At 46.9% G+C, this 18,297-nt stretch carries 15 protein-coding genes; 5 read left to right on the forward strand and 10 right to left on the reverse strand.

What is annotated here, in order from left to right:
• Positions 1–155 precede the first annotated feature (155 nt).
• The gene (locus ACLQ6D_RS05555) at positions 156–584 is read left to right on the forward strand and encodes a GlcG/HbpS family heme-binding protein (protein WP_411726292.1); all 429 of its coding nucleotides are present in this window, start codon (positions 156–158) and stop codon (positions 582–584) included.
• A 69-nt stretch (positions 585–653) separates the two neighbouring features.
• Here the strand turns inward: ACLQ6D_RS05555 and rpsI are convergent, their stop codons facing one another.
• From rpsI to def, 8 genes are all read right to left on the reverse strand, one after another.
• Entirely contained in the window at positions 654–1,049 is a 396-nt protein-coding gene (rpsI, locus tag ACLQ6D_RS05560; RefSeq protein WP_411726293.1) for a 30S ribosomal protein S9, read from the reverse strand.
• An 11-nt stretch (positions 1,050–1,060) separates the two neighbouring features.
• Positions 1,061–1,489, reverse strand: coding sequence for a 50S ribosomal protein L13 (gene rplM / locus ACLQ6D_RS05565; protein WP_411726294.1), 429 nt, complete (start codon positions 1,487–1,489; stop codon positions 1,061–1,063).
• A gap of 122 nt (positions 1,490–1,611) precedes the next feature.
• Positions 1,612–2,973: a sigma-54-dependent transcriptional regulator gene (locus ACLQ6D_RS05570; RefSeq protein WP_411726295.1), complete on the reverse strand. Its 1,362-nt coding sequence runs from the start codon at positions 2,971–2,973 to the stop codon at positions 1,612–1,614.
• Between the two features lie 18 nt (positions 2,974–2,991).
• Positions 2,992–5,133, reverse strand: a complete 2,142-nt coding sequence (locus ACLQ6D_RS05575; protein ID WP_411726296.1) for an ATP-binding protein — start codon at positions 5,131–5,133, stop codon at positions 2,992–2,994.
• Positions 5,115–5,630 carry a DUF4390 domain-containing protein gene (locus ACLQ6D_RS05580; RefSeq protein ID WP_411726297.1) on the reverse strand — a complete coding sequence of 172 codons (516 nt, stop codon included), beginning with the start codon at positions 5,628–5,630 and terminating at the stop codon, positions 5,115–5,117. Before ACLQ6D_RS05580 ends, ACLQ6D_RS05575 begins: the two co-directional genes overlap by 19 nt.
• A gap of 34 nt (positions 5,631–5,664) precedes the next feature.
• Complete coding sequence (gene rsmB / locus ACLQ6D_RS05585; RefSeq protein ID WP_411726298.1) at positions 5,665–6,954, reverse strand: 16S rRNA (cytosine(967)-C(5))-methyltransferase RsmB; 1,290 nt, start codon at positions 6,952–6,954, stop codon at positions 5,665–5,667.
• Positions 6,955–6,961: 7 nt separating this feature from the next.
• Entirely contained in the window at positions 6,962–7,900 is a 939-nt protein-coding gene (gene fmt, locus ACLQ6D_RS05590; RefSeq protein WP_411726299.1) for a methionyl-tRNA formyltransferase, read from the reverse strand.
• 1 nt (position 7,901) lies between these two features.
• Positions 7,902–8,408: a peptide deformylase gene (gene def / locus ACLQ6D_RS05595; protein ID WP_411726300.1), complete on the reverse strand. Its 507-nt coding sequence runs from the start codon at positions 8,406–8,408 to the stop codon at positions 7,902–7,904.
• Positions 8,409–8,507: 99 nt separating this feature from the next.
• Between def and ACLQ6D_RS05600 the strand changes: the two genes are divergently transcribed.
• From ACLQ6D_RS05600 to topA, 4 genes are read left to right on the forward strand one after another with little or no spacing between them, the layout of a single operon-like run.
• Entirely contained in the window at positions 8,508–9,644 is a 1,137-nt protein-coding gene (locus ACLQ6D_RS05600) for a LysM peptidoglycan-binding domain-containing protein (RefSeq protein WP_411726301.1), read from the forward strand.
• 50 nt (positions 9,645–9,694) lie between these two features.
• Positions 9,695–10,747: a DNA-processing protein DprA gene (gene dprA / locus ACLQ6D_RS05605; protein WP_411726302.1), complete on the forward strand. Its 1,053-nt coding sequence runs from the start codon at positions 9,695–9,697 to the stop codon at positions 10,745–10,747.
• 12 nt (positions 10,748–10,759) lie between these two features.
• Positions 10,760–11,227 carry a DUF494 domain-containing protein gene (locus ACLQ6D_RS05610; protein ID WP_411726303.1) on the forward strand — a complete coding sequence of 156 codons (468 nt, stop codon included), beginning with the start codon at positions 10,760–10,762 and terminating at the stop codon, positions 11,225–11,227.
• A 43-nt stretch (positions 11,228–11,270) separates the two neighbouring features.
• Complete coding sequence (gene topA, locus ACLQ6D_RS05615; protein WP_411726304.1) at positions 11,271–13,598, forward strand: type I DNA topoisomerase; 2,328 nt, start codon at positions 11,271–11,273, stop codon at positions 13,596–13,598.
• 26 nt (positions 13,599–13,624) lie between these two features.
• Here the strand turns inward: topA and ACLQ6D_RS05620 are convergent, their stop codons facing one another.
• Positions 13,625–16,324 (reverse strand): phospholipase D-like domain-containing anti-phage protein, encoded by a 2,700-nt coding sequence (locus tag ACLQ6D_RS05620; RefSeq protein ID WP_411726305.1) that lies wholly within the window; start codon positions 16,322–16,324, stop codon positions 13,625–13,627.
• Entirely contained in the window at positions 16,324–18,126 is a 1,803-nt protein-coding gene (locus ACLQ6D_RS05625) for a hypothetical protein (RefSeq protein ID WP_411726306.1), read from the reverse strand. The genes ACLQ6D_RS05620 and ACLQ6D_RS05625 overlap by 1 nt, the downstream gene beginning before the upstream one ends.
• Positions 18,127–18,297 lie beyond the last annotated feature (171 nt).

An 18,297-nucleotide genomic window follows, 5' to 3' on the forward strand; every position in this document is an offset into this window, starting at 1 on the left:
GCCTGGAGTGCCTTTCAATCAAACACAAGCTCAATCATTTTGCTCTCAGGGCTAAATTGTATTTGAAAGCCGTCCGGCTGGCTTTCGACGAGCTTCAAACGCTTAAGTGCGTAAGGTGAGTTATTAAATAACAGTAAAAAAGAAGAGATCCATTGATGACACAACTTACACTTGATAAAGCCAATCGAATTATTAACGCGGCTACGAATAAGGCCAGGACATTAAACATGGCTCCCCTGACTGTGGTGATATTGGACGCATCGGGACACTTGAAAGCACTGCAAAGGGAAGATGGCGCCACCGTTATAAGGCAACAAATTGCCACTGCGAAAGCATGGGGTGCCGTCAATATGGGCATTTCATCACGAAGTCTGGCGGCGGTAGCCGAACACCGTCCCGACTTTATGAACGCCTTGATAGGTTTGGCCGATGGCAAAATCATGCCAGTTCCGGGGGGCGTGCTGATTCGGGATAAGGGCAATACGATTATCGGCTCAGTCGGAATTAGCGGGGATTCTTCTGAACAGGATGAACGCTGCGCTATCGCCGGCATAGAAGCTGCTGGATTTGTTGCGGGTGTTTAGGAGTTCAGATAAAAATAAAAAAGGCCTGTGTCTTGACAGACACAGGCCTTTCTAAAATTAGAAAAACGATTAGCGTTTTGAGTATTGTGGACGTTTTCTGGCTTTGTGCAGGCCGACTTTCTTACGTTCAACAATACGTGAATCGCGGGTCACATAACCGGCTTTTCTGAGTGCGGGACGAAGTGTTTCGTCATATTCCATCAGTGCGCGTGTCAAGCCGTGGCGTATTGCTCCAGCTTGTCCAGAAGGGCCACCGCCTTTAACAAAAACGTTGACATCAAATATAGCCTCCATATTAACACACTGCAGGGGCTGGCGAGATACCATTTGGTCAGTTTTACGGCCAAAATAGTCTTCAATTGATTTTGTGTTGACTGTAATTTTTCCGTTGCCTTTAGTCGCGTAAACCCGCGCTACTGCGCTTTTACGACGGCCCGTTCCATAATACTGAGCTACTGTTGCCATGGTCTTCCTGCTTAAATGTCTAAAACTTTCGGCTGTTGGGCCTGATGATCGTGTTGTGAGCCAGCATAAACTTTCAATTTCTTGAACATCGCACGGCCTAATGGATTGTTGGGTAACATGCCTTTAACCGCTGTGTTAAGGATGCGGTCAGGGAAGGTTTTGCGTAATTTTCCCAAGTTAACAGTTTTGAGGTTACCGATGTATCCGGTGTGATGTTGGTACAGCTTGTTTTTTTCTTTAGTGCCGGTCACGCCAATTTTTTCAGCATTGACGACAATGATGTAATCCCCGGTATCGACATGCGGCGTATATTCTGGCTTGTGTTTGCCACGGAGACGACATGCAATTTCAGAAGCCAGACGACCCAAGGTCTTGCCTTCTGCATCCACCACATACCAATCACGCCTAACTTCTGCGGGCTTTGCACTAAATGTTTTCATCGTTACTTTGTCTTGCTGTTAAAGGCTTAAAAAAAGAGGTGGAATTCTACTAAACGTTTATGTTTTTTACAAGTTAATTTCCAGAATTGCATTAATAAAATACGTTAGCGCAATGTTTCAATCTACAGTTTAATATTCAAGGAATGTAATTTGCGGTAAAGGTGGGTGCGCTCGATACCGACAGCGGCAGACAGTTTCGCCACGCTGCCACCTGACCGCTCAAAATGGTACTCCAGGTAAGCCTTTTCAAATTGATCCCGGGCATCTTTTAACTGCAGGTTATAGAAATCCGGCACTGATACTGAAGGAGCCGAATCGTTGATGACAGTTCCAAGGGCCAGTTTTACTTCCTCCAGTTCGATTTCTTCGCCCACACCCAGTATCATCAAGCGCTGAACCAAGTTTTTAAGTTCCCTGACATTCCCGCGCCAACTGTAATTGCGCAAAAAGTTCTGCGCCGCCATGGAAAATTTTCTGAACGCCAGCTTGTCGTGGCTGACAAAATAGTTCACATAAAAATTCAACAAGCCCGGAATATCTTCACTATGTTCCCTAAGGGGCTGAATTTCCAAAGTGACTTCATTCAACAAATAGTAGAGGTCGTGACGGAATCGCCCCGATCTCACTTCGTCTGCCAAGTCAATCCGGGTTGATGCCAATACGCGCACATCGACACGAACCGCTTCGCTTCCCCCAACTCGCAAAAACGAGCTTGATGCCAAGGCACTGAGCAACCTTAACTGGGTCTCCTGATCCATTCCGGCAATTTCACTTAAGAATAAGGTTCCCCTGTGCGCACGCGCCAACAACCCCGGATAAATCTTGCCCACACTTTCCTTGCCAAAAAATTCAACAGCGGCATTTTCCGGTGAGATACTGCCCACTGCAACATCAACAAAAGGGCCTTCCCGGCGAACGCTGTTGTTATGCAGATAACGCGCATACAGTTCTTTGCCAACGCCCGCTTCGCCCACGAACAAGACCCTGGCATCATGCTGGGCCAGACGTTTTAACTGGTCTTTAGTCCGGGCAACAGTGGCGCTTTTGCCTACCGGTTCTATATCGGCCACCAACTGCTGTTTAAGCCCAGCATTTTCCCTTTGCAGATTGCTGGCCTCCAATGCCCTTGCCACGATCAGCAACAGTTTTGCCAAAGATAAGGGTTTCTCCAGGAAATCATAAGCACCGAGCTTGGTTGCCTCCACAGCGGATTCTACCGAACCATGACCTGACATCATAATGACGGGGCACAACAATGAATCTTCCGCAACCCACTCTTTTAATAGGGTTATGCCATCCGTATCGGGCATCCAGATATCCAACAGGATCAAATGCGGGTTTGATGAATTTTTTAAAGCCCGTGCTTCTGCGGCATTTTCAGCCGTTGCGACCTGATAGCCTTCATCTTCGAGAATTTCGCATACCAAACGGCGAATCTCCGGTTCATCATCTACCACTAATAGGCTAGGTGTTTGCTCATTCATAGTTTTTTCGCTGCTACATTAAACTGTGGGGAGTTGAATGATAAAACCCGCCCCCATTTTGCGGCGAGTATCAACCCAGATAGATCCACCATGTTCTTCAATTATTTTTTTGACAATCGCCAATCCCAAACCTGTGCCTTTAGCCTTTGTGGTGACATAGGGTTCGAAAATTTGTTCAATTTGCTCTTCATTAATCCCTGGACCATCATCATAAAAGGCAATCTCGATAAAATCAGAATAATTTTTTTGTACCTTGTAAAGATGTATTTCGATTAGACCTTCAACGTCGATAGCTTCCAGGGCGTTAATTATCAAATTATGGACTACCTGCCTGATGCTGACCGGATCCCCTTTTATTAATAACGAACCGGGTTCATACTCAGTCCTGAATTTTACTCCAGGTTTTACCGTGTACAATGCTAACACTTCTTGCACTAATGCGGGTAAGTCTATATCAGCCGCCTGTTTTTTGGCAGGTTTGGCGTACTGGGAGAAATCGTCCACCATTTCTTTCAGCGCCTCGACTTGCTGCACTATCGTCCTGGTTGATTTTTGCAAGATGTCAGCGTCGCCGGTTGCCAGTTTTGCCGCCAGCTTCACTTGTAACCGTTCCGCTGATAACTGGATGGGAGTCAGCGGATTTTTGATTTCATGCGCCAGCCGTCTTGCCACTTCGCCCCAGGCAGCGCTTTTTTGCGCCTGGATCAAATCCGTCACATCGTCAAATACCACAACAGCCCCCACGCGTTGCCCTTCTTGAGAAAACAATGGTGTACCCCGGCACAGTAATTCCTGTCGGCCATTCGGGCCTAGAAATGCGATCCTTTGCTGCCAAATATCATCGGTTTGCTCCAGCAAGCGCTGGATTGATTTTAAGGGTTCAGCTAGGTCTTTGTAGATATCCACCAGTTCCAATAAAGTCTGGCCGATAAAGTGGTTAACATGAACATGAAAAATCCTGTAAGCCGCCTGGTTAGCCGTACGAATCTTATAATCGACGTCAAAACTGATAACGCCTGCCGTCAAATTGGCGAGTATCGTTTCAAGGTAAGCCCTTTGGTTTTCTACCTCGAAACCGGCTCGCTTGGTTTCATCCCGCGCTTCGGCGATTCGGCGTGTCATCACATTGAATGATTCGACAAGAAAACCAAGGTCATCTTGCGCTATGACCGGCAACTGTTGGTCATAAAGCCCAGAAGCGACGGCTTGGGTGCCTTTAACAAGATCTTTTACCGGCGCGACTATATTTCGGATGCTAATAAATGCCACCCATATTGCCGCCAATAAGCTCATCAATAATACGAGGGACAATGCCAAGGAAAAACTCAGCTTCAGGGAATCCCTTAAATAATTCATCTCCTGATACCGGACAAAAGCAAATTCTACCGAATCTGCGAGATCGGCAATCCTTACCGGGACAGGATAAAGCGCCTGCAAATATAGCGGATCCTGGCCTTTGATGACCACAATTGCCCGGATCATCAATTCATCTTCCCTAACTGGCGCCAACGCCACATAATCATCATTACGCTGTAGCTGTAGCCGGATATGCTCATCGGGTAGGCTGGGCAATATATCGCCAGGATTAATGCTGCTGGAGGCGATAATTCGTCCTTGCTTTGAAAAAAGAGTGACCTCGGAGGCGCCTGAAAGTATAAGCAAGTTTTCCATTTCCAAAGCTGCCATTGCTTCGGATGAATAATCCAGGTTCTCGGCCAATTGCTGGGTTTGTCTTAGATGCGAACGCATCCTTTGGTCCAAGGCGACCTGGCTAAGTTCCAGTGCATCTTCCATCGCCCTGTCTATCTCTACGTTGAACCAGCTATCAATACCTTGATGCAAGAATTGCATGGAAAAATAAAACACGATCGCCGCTGGAGCCAAGGCGAGCAAAACAAACAGTGACACCATCCGGGTGGTCAGTCTTGAACCGGCTTCGCGTTTTTTTAACTGCCGGACTAAGGAATAAATATTAGCGCCGACCAACCCTAATAAGACGACAGAACCCAAGGCGTTGATGAGCAAAAGCCATGAGTACATCGCGCCCAATTCTGAAGATTCCTGCGTGGCCGTACTCATCAACTGTAGCGACAGTAGAATCAGGCAAAACAGGATGGCTACGGATAAGCCAATAGGCGGTTTTATTTTTTTAGCGTCCATACATACCAGTCACTGGATAAATACCACTGCGGATTCATATTAGCGATTGGGCGTAATGGTAGCGGCAATGCATCACGCTCGAATGTAATTTTCATTCTGGCAATATACTGTTTTTTGTGGGCAATTTTGGCTTTTTCTATGAGTGGAAAATCTCGCAGTGTCGATAACAAATCCAGCGCCGCCTGAAGCGTGGAAAAATTATCCACAGCCCCATTACTCTCGTTTCTCACCCGGTACATGTTCAGTAAGGCATGATACTGAATACGGTAGCGGAAGCTTTTTTCTACCAATGTCCCGTTCCAAAAATAATTGCGTTGTTCCTGGACTTTAAACTGATAAGTCCAGAATAAGGGGACACCATTGCGTAAGGCTTCAGTCGCCTTGTCACTCAATTGATAATTGATGTCGGCAGCCAGCACATAATCCTCGCCCAGCAAGGATGTGTCGGCATTTTTTACCGTAACCCCAGTATTGCTCGGATAAACTGAAACGGGCATCAGTAACAATAGTAAACATAGCAAAATGGCCGTTTTATTGTTTAACGATACACGCATAATAAAAACCATCCATTGAGGACTCACCTGTCAAAATCTGCCGCCCATAGTCACCTGGAATACCCCATCCGTCAGCAGTGGCCGGTAATTCTATAGCGTCGTCATGTGCCGATAAAAACTCTAGCATCTGCTTTTCATTTTCTTGCTTTAACACCGAGCAAGTCGCATATAGCAGTATGCCGCCGGGTGTCAGCAACGGCCAGATAGCGTTTAGGATGTTTTTTTGCATGGCCGTTATTGAGGCAATATCCGCAACCCGCCTCAACAGCTTGATGTCGGGGTGACGCCGAATAACTCCAGTTGCCGAACAAGGCGCATCCAGCAAAATCCGGTCAAACGGTTTGCCGTCCCACCAATCGCCAGGTTTGGTCGCATCGGCTACGATAAGTGTTGCTTGCAGCGCAAGACGTGCAAGATTGTCACTGACCCGCCGCATCCTGTTTTCATCAATATCGACGGCGACCAATTCGCTTATATTGGGTTGTTGTTCCAGTATATGCGCGGTTTTCCCACCTGGGGCGGCACAGACATCCAAAACCCGTTGTCCAGGCTGTACAGCTAGCAACTTTGCTGCCAATTGCGCGGCGCTGTCTTGCACTGAAACCCAGCCCTCTACAAATCCGGGTAACGCTTCAATCGGTACGGGTTTATCCAGGATAATTCCAGCAGGACATAAGCTAACCGCTTGTGCCGATAAGTTTTGTTCCATTAACATCTGAAGATATAGATCCCTGGAGGTTTTTGCCAAATTGACACGCAAAACCATGGGTGGCGGCTGGTTGTTTTCAAACAATATCGTTTCAGCTTGCTCCGGCCAATCCTGTTCTAACTGTTGGATCAACCAGTCAGGATGACTTAAAGCCGCTGTCTTTACTTTGTCCGCCTGTTGCTCAAGTGCGTCCTGTTTTCTCAGATAGTTTCTGAGTAGTGCATTAACCAATGCCCTGGCCCAGGGCAGTTGCCGCGCTGCCTGTACGGTTTCCGAGACTGCCGCATGAGGTTTTACTCGCATATACTTTAGCTGATACAAGCCGATTAATATCAGCGCCTTTACCTCCATTACCTTTAACGGCTTATCGAGCAACGCATTCAAAATGAAATCCAAGCGGTGATAATACCGGCACACACCATAACAAATGGCCTGTACAAAAGCTTTATCCTGGGAAGATTCAACCGTCTTAAGGGCATTTTCCAGCGCCGACGTCAAAGACTGCCCATCTTGCAGTACCCGTATAATGACACGGGCGGCAATCCATCGAGTATTCAAAATGTAATCAACCGAGCTTTACCCCACACACATGATGTGAGCTCAAAAAAGCCTGAATCGGTATTCGTTTTCCGCCTGGCAGTTGCACTTCAAGCAAACGTAGCAAGCCATCGCCTGTCGTCACATCCAGGTTTTTGCCAGTGCAGATTACCGTACCCGGATCAGCTTTGATGTCGGATGCTACCGCCTCGGCTTGCCAAATCCTTAATACCTCACCCTCATAAAGCGTTTGCGCTACCGGCCAGGGATTGAGTCCCCTTACGTTTCTGGCCAGTTGTTCCGCTGATTGCGACAAGTCCAGTTTGGCTTCGCTTTTGGTCAGTTTTTCCGCGTAAGTGACCAGATTTTCGTCCTGTTTTTCAGCGCGTACAGTTCCAGGTTCCAGTTGCGCGATAACTTTTTCCAGGCCAATCGCCCCTAGCGTTGCCAGTTTATCGTACAAATCCCCGGCGGTATCTTTTTCGGTTATTGCACATTCTTCCTTATGCAACATATCGCCGGCATCCAGCTTATGGATAATCCGCATAATAGTGACGCCAGTTTTTTCATCACCGGCCATCAAAGCCCGCTGAATGGGGGCTGCGCCTCGCCAGCGCGGCATCAACGAGCCATGGACATTGATGCAGCCGAATCCCGGTATGTCCAGGACGGCTTGCGGAAGAATCATGCCATAAGCAACCACAATCATAAGATCCGGTTTTAAGGCGCTTAGTTGCTGCAAATCTGCTTCTGTCTTCAGGCTGATTGGCTGAAATACCGGAATATCGGCGCTTAATGCCAGTTTTTTCACTGGGCTGGGCCGCATCTTGCGTCCCCTGCCGGCAGGTCGGTCTGGTTGTGTATAGACAGCGCAGACTTCATGTTTGGATGACAACAACTTGGATGATAACAACAGGCGTAAGCTGGGAACGGCGAAGTCGGGAGTTCCCGCAAAAATGATACGCACCTCAGTTTTGTTCCAGTTTGTGGATTTTCTCCAGTTTTTTCTTGATTCGTTGCCGTTTCAGGGAAGAAATATAATCAACAAACAACTTTCCTTCCAGGTGATCCAGTTCGTGTTGTACGCACACGGCCAGCAAATCATCGGCCTCAAACTCAATAGGTTGGCCTTCTTTGTTGAGTGCCTTGACCTTGATGCGTTCGGCGCGTTTGACCTTTTCATAAAAACCAGGCACCGAAAGACAGCCTTCTTCGGACTCTTCTGTGCCTTCCTTCGCAATAATTTCTGGATTAATCAAACACAAAGGTTTATCTTTCTCCTCACTGACATCAATGACGACAATACGCTGATGGACATTGACCTGGGTTGCGGCCAAACCTATTCCTTTAGCCTGATACAGGGTTTCCAGCATGTCATCGACCAATTTTTTGATTTTCCCATCGACAGCCTGAACTACAACCGCTTTTTTACGCAACCGCTCGTCAGGAAATTCGAGAATAGTAAGAACGCTCAACAAACTCTCCACTATAATTAAACAATACTGGAATTCTATATGAATTCATCTAGACTTTGAATTCATAATGATTAAAAAAGACACTGTCAGGAATAAACTATGGTATTTCGAACACTTACATTGTTAATAGTTTCTTTTTTCGTTACCACACCCTTGTGGGCTAACGGAGCAGGCAAATTATCAATCAATCCGTCCCATCCCGACCAATACACCGTTGTTGAGGGCGACACCCTGTGGGATATTTCAGGAAAGTTTTTAAGGCACCCTACCCAGTGGCCGGAACTGTGGAGTTACAACTCCCAGATTAAAAATCCACACCTTATCTATCCTGGCGATACCGTTTACTTTTCTGTCGTCGATGGCAAGCCCAGGTTGAGTTTCTCCAAGGGCAGCGAACCTTATCAGGATTCAGGCCGCATTCCATCCAGCGATACCTGTGTAGTTAGCGAAGAAGATATCCATAAAGGACGAACCAGCTTTGCGATGGCGGAAAATGGCAAGCTGTTGCCCTGTATCCGCGAAACCAGCGCGAAACAGGCCATTCGTTTGATTCCTACGGAAAACATAGCCAAATTCCTGACTTCGCCCAAAGTCGTCAGCGCCAACGAACTGAATGCCGCGCCTTATGTGGTCGATTTTGCTGGCGAACATCTGGTTGCGGCTACCGGTGACAAGCTTTATGTACGTTCCATTATTGAGCCACAGAGCTTGACTTACACCCTCTACCGCCCTGGCGACACGTTCAAGAACCCTGAAACCGGTGAAATCTTGGGTTATGAAGCCAAATACATCGCCGACACTACCTTAGCACAAGAGGGTGACCCGGCAACTGTGGTTATCGATAAATCAATCAGTGAAATCATTATCGGCGACCGCCTCATGCCGAAGTCTGAGGAACAGTTCACTATGAATTATTTTCCCAGGCCGCCTGAAGAAAGCATTAAAGGCAGCATTATCTACGTGCTTGATGGGGTAAACCAGATTGGCAAATACAATGTGGTCGTGATTGATAAAGGCACCCAGGATGGATTACTGCCCGGTCATGAGCTCGATATTTTTAAGCGCGGAAGGATTGCCAGGGATCCTTATAGTGCAGTCAAAAACGACCAAGTGAAGCTTCCTGATGAATTAGCGGGTACGTTGATGGTGTTTCGCCCTTTCGAACGCGTCAGTTACGCTTTGGTCATGAAATCCACGCAAGCGGTTCATGTCCTTGATAAAGTCCAAACTCCCTGAATACATCCGCCCAAACAAATAACAGCGGCATCAAATACTGGCTTGCGCTATTGCGTACGCCAGGCGTTGGCGGCAGGACTTTCCTTAAACTTCTTGAAACGCACACACCTCCTCAGTTATTTGCGGAGTCTAAGGCAGCGCTTTTAGCTTTAGGCCTGAAAAGCGACATCGTGTTAGCCATTAAACACCCAGACTGGTCAATCATTGACTCCGACCTCGCTTGGCTGGAACAAAAAAATAATTCCGTCATCATGCTTGATGATGGCAATTACCCGGTGCAACTTAAAGAAATTCCCGACCCGCCGCCGGTGCTGTTTGTACGGGGTAATCCCAAGTTGTTATCCTTGCCCCAAATTGCCATTGTCGGCAGCCGTAATCCATCGACATTGGGGTTGGAAACCGCTGCCGCTTTTGCCAAAACTTTAAGCCAGCACGGTTTTGTCATTACCAGCGGCTTGGCACTAGGTATCGATGCCGCCAGTCATCAAGGCGCACTTAGCGCTAAAGGCTACACCATTGCGGTAGCCGGAACGGGGCTTGATCGTGTTTATCCAGCGCGGCATATTGACTTGGCTACCGAAATTGTCAATACCGGCGCGATGATATCCGAATTCCCCCTCGGTACCTTGGCAAAAGCTAACCACTTTCCAAGACGTAACCGTATCATCAGCGGACTGTGCCAAGGCTTGCTGGTGGTTGAAGCCGCCAAGCAGAGCGGCTCTTTAATTACCGCACGCATGGCCTTGGAACAAAACCGCGAAGTTTTTGCCATCCCTGGCTCTATCCATAACCCATTGGCGAGAGGTTGCAATGCGCTGATCCGTGAAGGTGCCAAACTGGTCGAAACCACCCAGGATATCCTTGAAGAATTTAATCATTATATTCAACAAGATGAACATATCCCTACTTTAATATTGCAATCAGCGCTTGACCTGGAGCAACAAACACTATTGAATCGCGTCATGTTCAGCCCAACATCCATCGACAAATTGGTTGAGGATACCGGAACTTCGGTTGAGGTCATCTCATCCATGTTATTGATTTTGGAGCTACAAGGTTACGTAGAGGCGAACGCCGGCGGTTGCTATGCCCGTTTGAAATAAACCGAAGAAACTATGAAAGAAACTATTTTTGATGTCCTGATGTATCTTTTCGAACACTACATGGAGGATGAGCTTGAAATTCTTCCAGACAGTGACAACGTCAGGACAGAATTATTGGCGGTGGGTTTTGAGCCAATCGAAGTCAATAAAGCCTTTGACTGGCTTGAATCACTCAGCTTGCAACGCGGAATTCGGCCCACCATCTCCACCTCTTTCCGCATTTTCAGCAATGAAGAACAAGCAAAACTTGACCTGGAGTGCCGCGATCTGCTCATGTTTCTTGAGCGTTCCGGCATATTAACTCCAGCCAACCGGGAAGTCGTCATTGACCGGGCGTTGGCTCTGGAAGACGAAGAGCTGTCCATAGAAAAACTCAAATGGATTGTGCTGCTGGTCTTGCTCAGCCAACCGGACGAAGAAATTGCCTTTTCCAGAATGGAAGATATCGTTTACGACCTCGTACCCACTTATTTGAATTGAACTCGTTTTGAATTAAACCAGCCCCGCTCACATTATTGACCGAATGAGCAAGAATCTCGTTATTGTAGAATCCCCAGCCAAAGCCAAAACAATTGAGAAGTATTTAGGCAAAGACTTCCAGGTGCTGGCCTCTTACGGTCATGTCCGCGACCTTATAGCCAAGGATGGCGCGGTCGATCCCGAGAACGGCTTTGCCATGAAATACGAGGTCATAGACCGCAACCAGAGACATGTACAAACGATCAGCAAGGCGCTCAAATCAGCCGATGCCCTTTATCTCGCCACCGACCCTGATCGCGAAGGCGAAGCGATTTCCTGGCATTTGTACGAACTGCTCAAGGAAAAGAACCTCCTGAAAGACAAGCCGGTGCATCGGGTCGTGTTCCATGAAATCACCAAAAAAGCCGTCACCGAGGCCATCGCCCATCCTGCACAGCTCGCCACTAATTTAATCAATGCCCAGCAGGCGCGGCGGGCTTTGGATTATCTGGTTGGCTTCAAGCTATCGCCGCTATTGTGGAAAAAAATTCGCCGGGGTTTATCCGCAGGCCGTGTGCAAAGCCCGGCTTTGCGCATGATCGTCGAGCGCGAATTGGAAATTGAAGCCTTTAAAACCCGTGAATACTGGACGATTGATGCCGCATTAACAGCCAAGGAACAGGCTTTTAAAGCAAAACTAACCCATTTTAATGGGGAAAAACTCAACCAATTCAGCATTACTGAGGGCGGCTTAGCGGAACAAACCCGGCAAACCTTACTGGATGCCGCAGACGGCCAGTTAGTCGTCAGCAAGCTGGAAAAAAAACAGCAAAACCGCAATCCTGCCCCGCCTTTTATTACCTCAACCTTGCAACAGGAAGCCTCTCGCAAACTGGGTTTTACCACAAAACGTACCATGATGGTCGCCCAGCAATTGTACGAGGGTATTGACATAGGCGGTGAAACGGCGGGATTGATTACCTATATGCGTACCGATTCCGTGAATCTGTCCGTGGAAGCCGTGCAAGAAATACGCGCCTTGATTGCAGAAAGCTACGGGGCTGATAATGTCCCTAAAGAACCCCGGATATTTAAGACCAAGTCAAAAAACGCCCAGGAAGCGCATGAAGCGATACGTCCGACTTACCCGCGTTATCTGCCCAATCAGCTTAAATCCCACCTCAGCGCGGAACAATTCAAGCTTTACGATTTAATCTGGAAGCGTTCCATCGCCTGTCAGATGATCCATGCCACGTTGAATCTGGTCGCCGTTGATTTAAGCTGCGGCGATGATGGCAAACATGTTTTCAGGGCAACGGGTTCCAGCATTGCCAAGCCTGGATTTATGTCGGTTTACCTGGAAGGAAAAGACGACACCAAAGAAAGCGACGATAAGGAAAGCTTTTTGCCCGCTATGGAAGAAGGACGCCCCGTCAAACTTAATGATATAGTTGCTGGGCAACATTTTACCGAACCACCGCCACGTTACGGCGAAGCCAGCCTGGTAAAATCGCTGGAAGAACACGGCATAGGCCGTCCGTCCACCTATGCCTCGATTATATCGACCTTACAAAACCGCGATTACGTCACCCTGGATAACAAACGCTTCTACCCGACCGATGTCGGCAGGATCGTCAACAAATTCCTGACCGAACACTTCACCAAATACGTAGACTACGACTTTACCGCCAATCTGGAAGATGAACTGGACGCAGTATCACGCGGCGAGCAGGACTGGATTCCGCTCATGAGCAAGTTCTGGAAGCCGTTTAGCCACTTGATCCATGAAAAGGAAGAACAGGTCCAACGTAAGGATGTCACCCAGGAAGCGATTGACGAAAAATGTCCCCTTTGTAATAGCCCCTTATCCATCCGTTTGGGACGAAATGGACGCTTTATTGGCTGCACCAACTACCCGGAATGCTCGTATACCCGTAACTTGAATGAAGATGCCGCCGCAGCGACTGAGCCGGAAACCGTCGAAGGCCGGGTTTGCCCTCAATGCGAATCGTCTTTGGTTATTAAAGTCGGTCGTTATGGCAAGTTTATCGGGTGCAGCGCGTATCCCAAGTGCAAACACATTGAGCCGCTGGAAAAACCGCTGAATACTCAGGTCGAATGTCCGCAATGCAAAAAAGGCAGTATCCTCAAACGCAAATCGCGTAATGACAAAGTATTTTATTCCTGTTCCGAATATCCCAAGTGCAGTTACGCGCTCTGGGATGCACCAATCCATGAAAACTGCCCGGAATGCCATTGGCCTGTTCTCGTGGTCAAGGAAACCAAAAATCGCGGTGTAGAAAAAACCTGTCCACAAAAAGACTGCAAATACGCAACGCCTTACGAAGGCGACCCTGCCGATGTGCAAGGCCCGAAAGAAACGGCAGCTTGATTTAAAACCATAAAACACTGTAAAAACTACCATCCCCCCATCAACATCTTCCTACGATCCCCGGCATCCAATACCTTACTACAACTATCCCAATCAATATCAGCAACGTGACTATAGCGTTCATCAAACGGATGACGTTTGGGAATGCTGCGAATTTTACGTTGCGCCTCCTGCTCATCACCCAGTGCAATATCAACCCAGGCATCTTCAAGTATGTCTGGCACCTGCCCGAAAAGCTCAAAAATATCTTCCAAACGTTCCGATAACAACTCATGAACCCGGTCTTCAACAGACCCCCGGTAACGCATGTTATAAAGCAATACCTCATCACGAATTTGGCCGATGCGCTGAATACGTCCTTTACGTTGTTCCAGTCGCGTTGGGTTCCATGGTAAATCGAGGTTGATTAAGGTACCCAAGCGTTGCAGGTTAAGCCCTTCACTTGCCGCATCGGTACCCAAGACCAAACGTAATTGTCCAGTGCGCACCAACCGTTTGATTTCATCACGCGGTAGACGCTTGAATTGACCATTTCTTAATAGCCCTGAACGATTACTACCCGCGTAAATAGCAATCTGTTCTTCGGGAATATGATGTTCGGATAACTGATTAGCCAACCACCACACTGAATCATAGTATTGCGAAAAAATGATGCACCCCAGTTCCAGCCAGCCTTTATCAAACAAAAAATCAACTACTTTTTGATACTTGGGATCATTTTCACGATCGGATTCCAGCGCGTTTAAGCATTGCTGCAATAACTTGATTTCAACTGCCGTCAGGTCTTTCATAGTCTCAGTAGCAATACTATCAGTGTCGTCTTCATCTTCTGACACTAACAATTCGCTATCAGCTTCTGTATTCCATTCATTCAGTAACTTTTCTACGGTTCTTTGGCCTGCGTACATCGTGCTTCCGATTCGGCGAAGTAACAACGTTTTAAAAAAACCAGCACCTTTAACTCGTTTACTCAGTGCAGCACAAAACTCTTCCGCCAAGGCGTATGCACGCTGAAAATATAAAGGCAAAACGATTGATTCATGAGCCTGCTCACCAAACAATTTAACCTTAACTGGTTGAAGATAAGGCTCTCCTGTTGCTGGGTCTATGGTATTTTCAAGATAAGTCCGAGTGCGGCGAATGATATGTAGAATGAAAGGATTAAACTCTCGTCCGTAGTTACTCAGCACACGCCGTATCTGAGTTTTATCAGGCCCTAGCAACCGATTATAGCTTTCCGAAGAGGCGATATAATTACTCGGCTTCAACCCTAAGCGACGACGTAATAATTTAAAACTGGCATGTTCACGTTCATTTGGCAGCGGGTTACGTATCCATTCCCAGGCCAAGGCTTCAGATTTAAGAAACGGTCTTTCCCCCATCACCAGAGGCACTGTGTTTTCTGCATTACGCCAGGGACTCCAAGCATCGCCCAAAACTTGATCATTACCTTGGGCTAACACGCTCAATAAATCGAAAGCTTCAATGGGGTGCAATTGCACGGGCGTTGCTGTTGCCAGCAACATGCTTTTGGTTTTCATCCCCATTTGCAGCAAAAAAGCCATGAGATTGTTAGGTTCCGCTCTTTCTTCAACTGCCTGGTCATTTACTTTACGCCGACGGGAACGATGCGCCTCATCAACAATCACGCATTCATACTGTAACCGCAACAACAAGTCGGCTACATTAGAACCCGAAGTAATTAACCCTTGGGAGACGATACCCAACCTGCGCGGGCACACGCAAATACTTTCCGGGCCGATGGAAGGCCACACAATCCCTTGCTCATCAACCCAATTTTTACCTGTCCAAATGGCTGATGGCATGTCCAGCAATTCCATCAATTCATCTTGCCATTGCAACAACAAGGGTTTTGGCGCTAGCACTAACACGGGTTTAGTACCGGTCATTGCCATTAACATACCGGCTAGCGCCAGTTGCACGGTTTTACCCAAACCCACTTGATCGGCTAACACATAACGCGCACCACCTTGTTGATGGTCGGTAAAAGCGCGTTGCACAAAGAACTTTTGATGTGGCCATAAGCCCAATTCTTTGCGATAAACCGGTGTCTCTACGATGGCTTGCTCAGGTGCAGGATTTTCCTGCCATTGTGTAGTGCTGACAGTCTCACGCTCGGCAATACGTTTAATATCAGCAATCACAAAATCGCTTAAAGGTACGGCATGATGATGATTCCACAAGGTATCAAATTCATGCTGAATCCAGTCAACGGCATCGCTGGAATTATCTTCCCACAGTAATTCATAATTCAGCTTCCATGCCGTCAGAGACTCGTTAATACTGCCTAAAAAACTGGTTTTGGAACCATCCATTAAGGTGATTACGCCCGCTTTACCATGAACCAAGCCAAACGTGGTATCTGGCAATACCCGCACTTGTAATTTACCTGAGATTAAATAGTCGTACAGTTTACGGAATCTGTGCCGATTGGCTTCCGGCAATAATTCCGGCTCGCCTGCGCACCACGATTTACGCATCGCTTGTTGGGCGGCTTTGGCGGTGCTTACATCTACAGGGTCTAAATCTGAATTACAAATAACACGAATATTACCGCTGACCGACCCTAACGCTTCGCCTGCCACTTCAAAAATGCTCGACCTGAAATAACCAGCAATACGATCATAGCTTTGGGCGTTTTGCAGCCTTTGATTTAAAAAGCTTTCATCTAAAGGGGTTTGACGGGAAGAGTAACGGGTTATCATTAGGCGTTGAAGTTCTCTATTGCCCCAGCCAGGGTATGCGCAGCTTCAGCATCGATTTCCCAGTGCGGCATGTGATCTGTATGGGCTAGACGGTTTAAGTAGCGCAATATTTCCATTATTTTCTTACGATTGCTCCAGTAATCGGTGACTTCCGCCGTCAGGTAATTGATACCTTCTTTGGTATTTTCTTTAGTGACCGTTTCATGCAGGGCAAACAGCACATGACGCATTAAAGAACCGGCAAAGTTATCACCACCGAGATTAGAACGTTTAAATTCAGTGCCGGTTTTAAAGCGTACTTCATTGGCTTTGGTTTTGGCAAACATAAACGTGTATTCACGCACGCCAAAGCCTTTAGCGAGTTCCTGATACGCACCGGCACGCAATTCGCCATGTTTTTCCAGTTCTAGCCCTTTTAAGTACAGGCGTTCGGAAGCCGCTAAGCCTTTCCATTGAAACTCATCAAAACCGGTGGGAATTAAATGATTACAGGCGATTTCAACGGCTTGATCAATCAGTTTTTCAAACGCGGATTTTTGGTTTTTTTGCTTTTCCCGATAAAGCTCGTTCTCAATGTTAATGCCTTCAATGGTAGAGTATTGGGTCATCACTCTTAGGGCTGCGGCATAAGCGGCTAATTGATAATCGGTGTCGCCGAAGTTGGGTTGGTCTTTATCGTCAATAGCTAACATTTCATCGAGTTGAGCGCGGACTTCATCTTCGATGAGGCTAGGCAATTCGTCGGGGAAAACCTCTTCGTGATGGGTGCGTTTGCGCAGTACCAGCAATACCGTGCCTTGAACATAATTGCCTTTCTTAAGGCCTGATGAAGTTTCAGTGGCAATCGTCCATGCTGAACTGACATGCAGACCTGCCGCCCATAAAATCATGCCTAAATCAGCCCAAACGGCAGGGTCTTGATGGGTGAATTGCACCATTTGTAGGCCGTTATCAGGCATTTTATTGTTCAAGTTACGATAAATTTCGACCATTGATTGTTTAAAATCAGCACCGTTACCTGTAACAGCTAAACCTTTTCTACCATCCACAGGCCATGAAGGAAAAGCTCTTTTCAAATCTGGTTCATACCAAGCCAAGAAAAAATCTGAAAGCTCATGATAATTGACCGCATCAGCATAAGGCGGATCAGTAATCCAAAGGTCTTGTTGAGATTCGATACTACGGGCATCGTAAGGTACGATCGTACCGCTTGTATTGATGTTTGCTACCCTTAGCTCTTGATTAAATTGGACATCAGCTAAAGTAATTCCGCGCGCTGGATAGTTATAGAGTGTATTCAATGACTGATTTGAGAAGGTTTGACCAATCTTACCTACGCCACCACCACTTTGTATGCTCGAAATCCATATCGATAATCGAGAGTTCCAATTTGCAGCAAACCCTGTAAGTAAAGCTATTCTTACAATTTCATCACAATCAGTGATTTGTTTTGTAAATGAATGATAAAGACCTAAAGTAAGTAGTTGCCTCGGCGTAAATAAATGATGCCAATAACTCCAGCCCTTTTCTCTTATCAGTTGATCTGTATTATACCCCCGTTCAATTTTTCGACTCGGAATATAGCCTTTTTCCTGCCAATCGCTAAAGCGTTCTTTTAGTAATTCGATAACTTGCAGTTCTCGCTGCAAGTCCTCTTTAGTGACCGAGCAATAATGCCGACGTGTTTTTTTTACCGACTCCCCTTTGGCATTGGTGGTCCAATAGATTTCTGCCCAACGAATACAATAAAGCCGCTCTTGAAATACATCATCAGGGCGTGGCACCAGGTCTTCATTTTCCAAAAGACGTAAGCCATAAGCGGTTTTTCCATCAATTTTTTTATCGCCGCGCAGTTCTGGAATAGAAAAAGTTTCTCCTGTTTCAGGTCAAACCATGCGTCCTTTTTGAACAGTTCCTTTTTTTGCTTTAGCGAAAGTTTCTTTATCGGCATTAACGACCACTTCAATATCGTA

Source organism: Methyloglobulus sp., assembly GCF_046714055.1.
Lineage (GTDB): Bacteria > Pseudomonadota > Gammaproteobacteria > Methylococcales > Methylomonadaceae > Methyloglobulus.

Excerpts from the sequence above, each read along its gene's own strand:
- ACLQ6D_RS05555 (WP_411726292.1), top strand. The coding sequence starts at position 156 with ATGACACAACTTACACTTGATAAAGCCAATCGAATTATTAACGCGGCT.
- rpsI (WP_411726293.1), bottom strand. The coding sequence starts at position 1,049 with ATGGCAACAGTAGCTCAGTATTATGGAACGGGCCGTCGTAAAAGCGCA.
- rplM (WP_411726294.1), bottom strand. The coding sequence starts at position 1,489 with ATGAAAACATTTAGTGCAAAGCCCGCAGAAGTTAGGCGTGATTGGTAT.
- ACLQ6D_RS05570 (WP_411726295.1), bottom strand. The coding sequence starts at position 2,973 with ATGAATGAGCAAACACCTAGCCTATTAGTGGTAGATGATGAACCGGAG.
- ACLQ6D_RS05575 (WP_411726296.1), bottom strand. The coding sequence starts at position 5,133 with ATGGACGCTAAAAAAATAAAACCGCCTATTGGCTTATCCGTAGCCATC.
- ACLQ6D_RS05580 (WP_411726297.1), bottom strand. The coding sequence starts at position 5,630 with ATGCCCGTTTCAGTTTATCCGAGCAATACTGGGGTTACGGTAAAAAAT.
- ACLQ6D_RS05600 (WP_411726301.1), top strand. The coding sequence starts at position 8,508 with ATGGTATTTCGAACACTTACATTGTTAATAGTTTCTTTTTTCGTTACC.
- ACLQ6D_RS05610 (WP_411726303.1), top strand. The coding sequence starts at position 10,760 with ATGAAAGAAACTATTTTTGATGTCCTGATGTATCTTTTCGAACACTAC.
- topA (WP_411726304.1), top strand. The coding sequence starts at position 11,271 with ATGAGCAAGAATCTCGTTATTGTAGAATCCCCAGCCAAAGCCAAAACA.
- ACLQ6D_RS05620 (WP_411726305.1), bottom strand. The coding sequence starts at position 16,324 with ATGATAACCCGTTACTCTTCCCGTCAAACCCCTTTAGATGAAAGCTTT.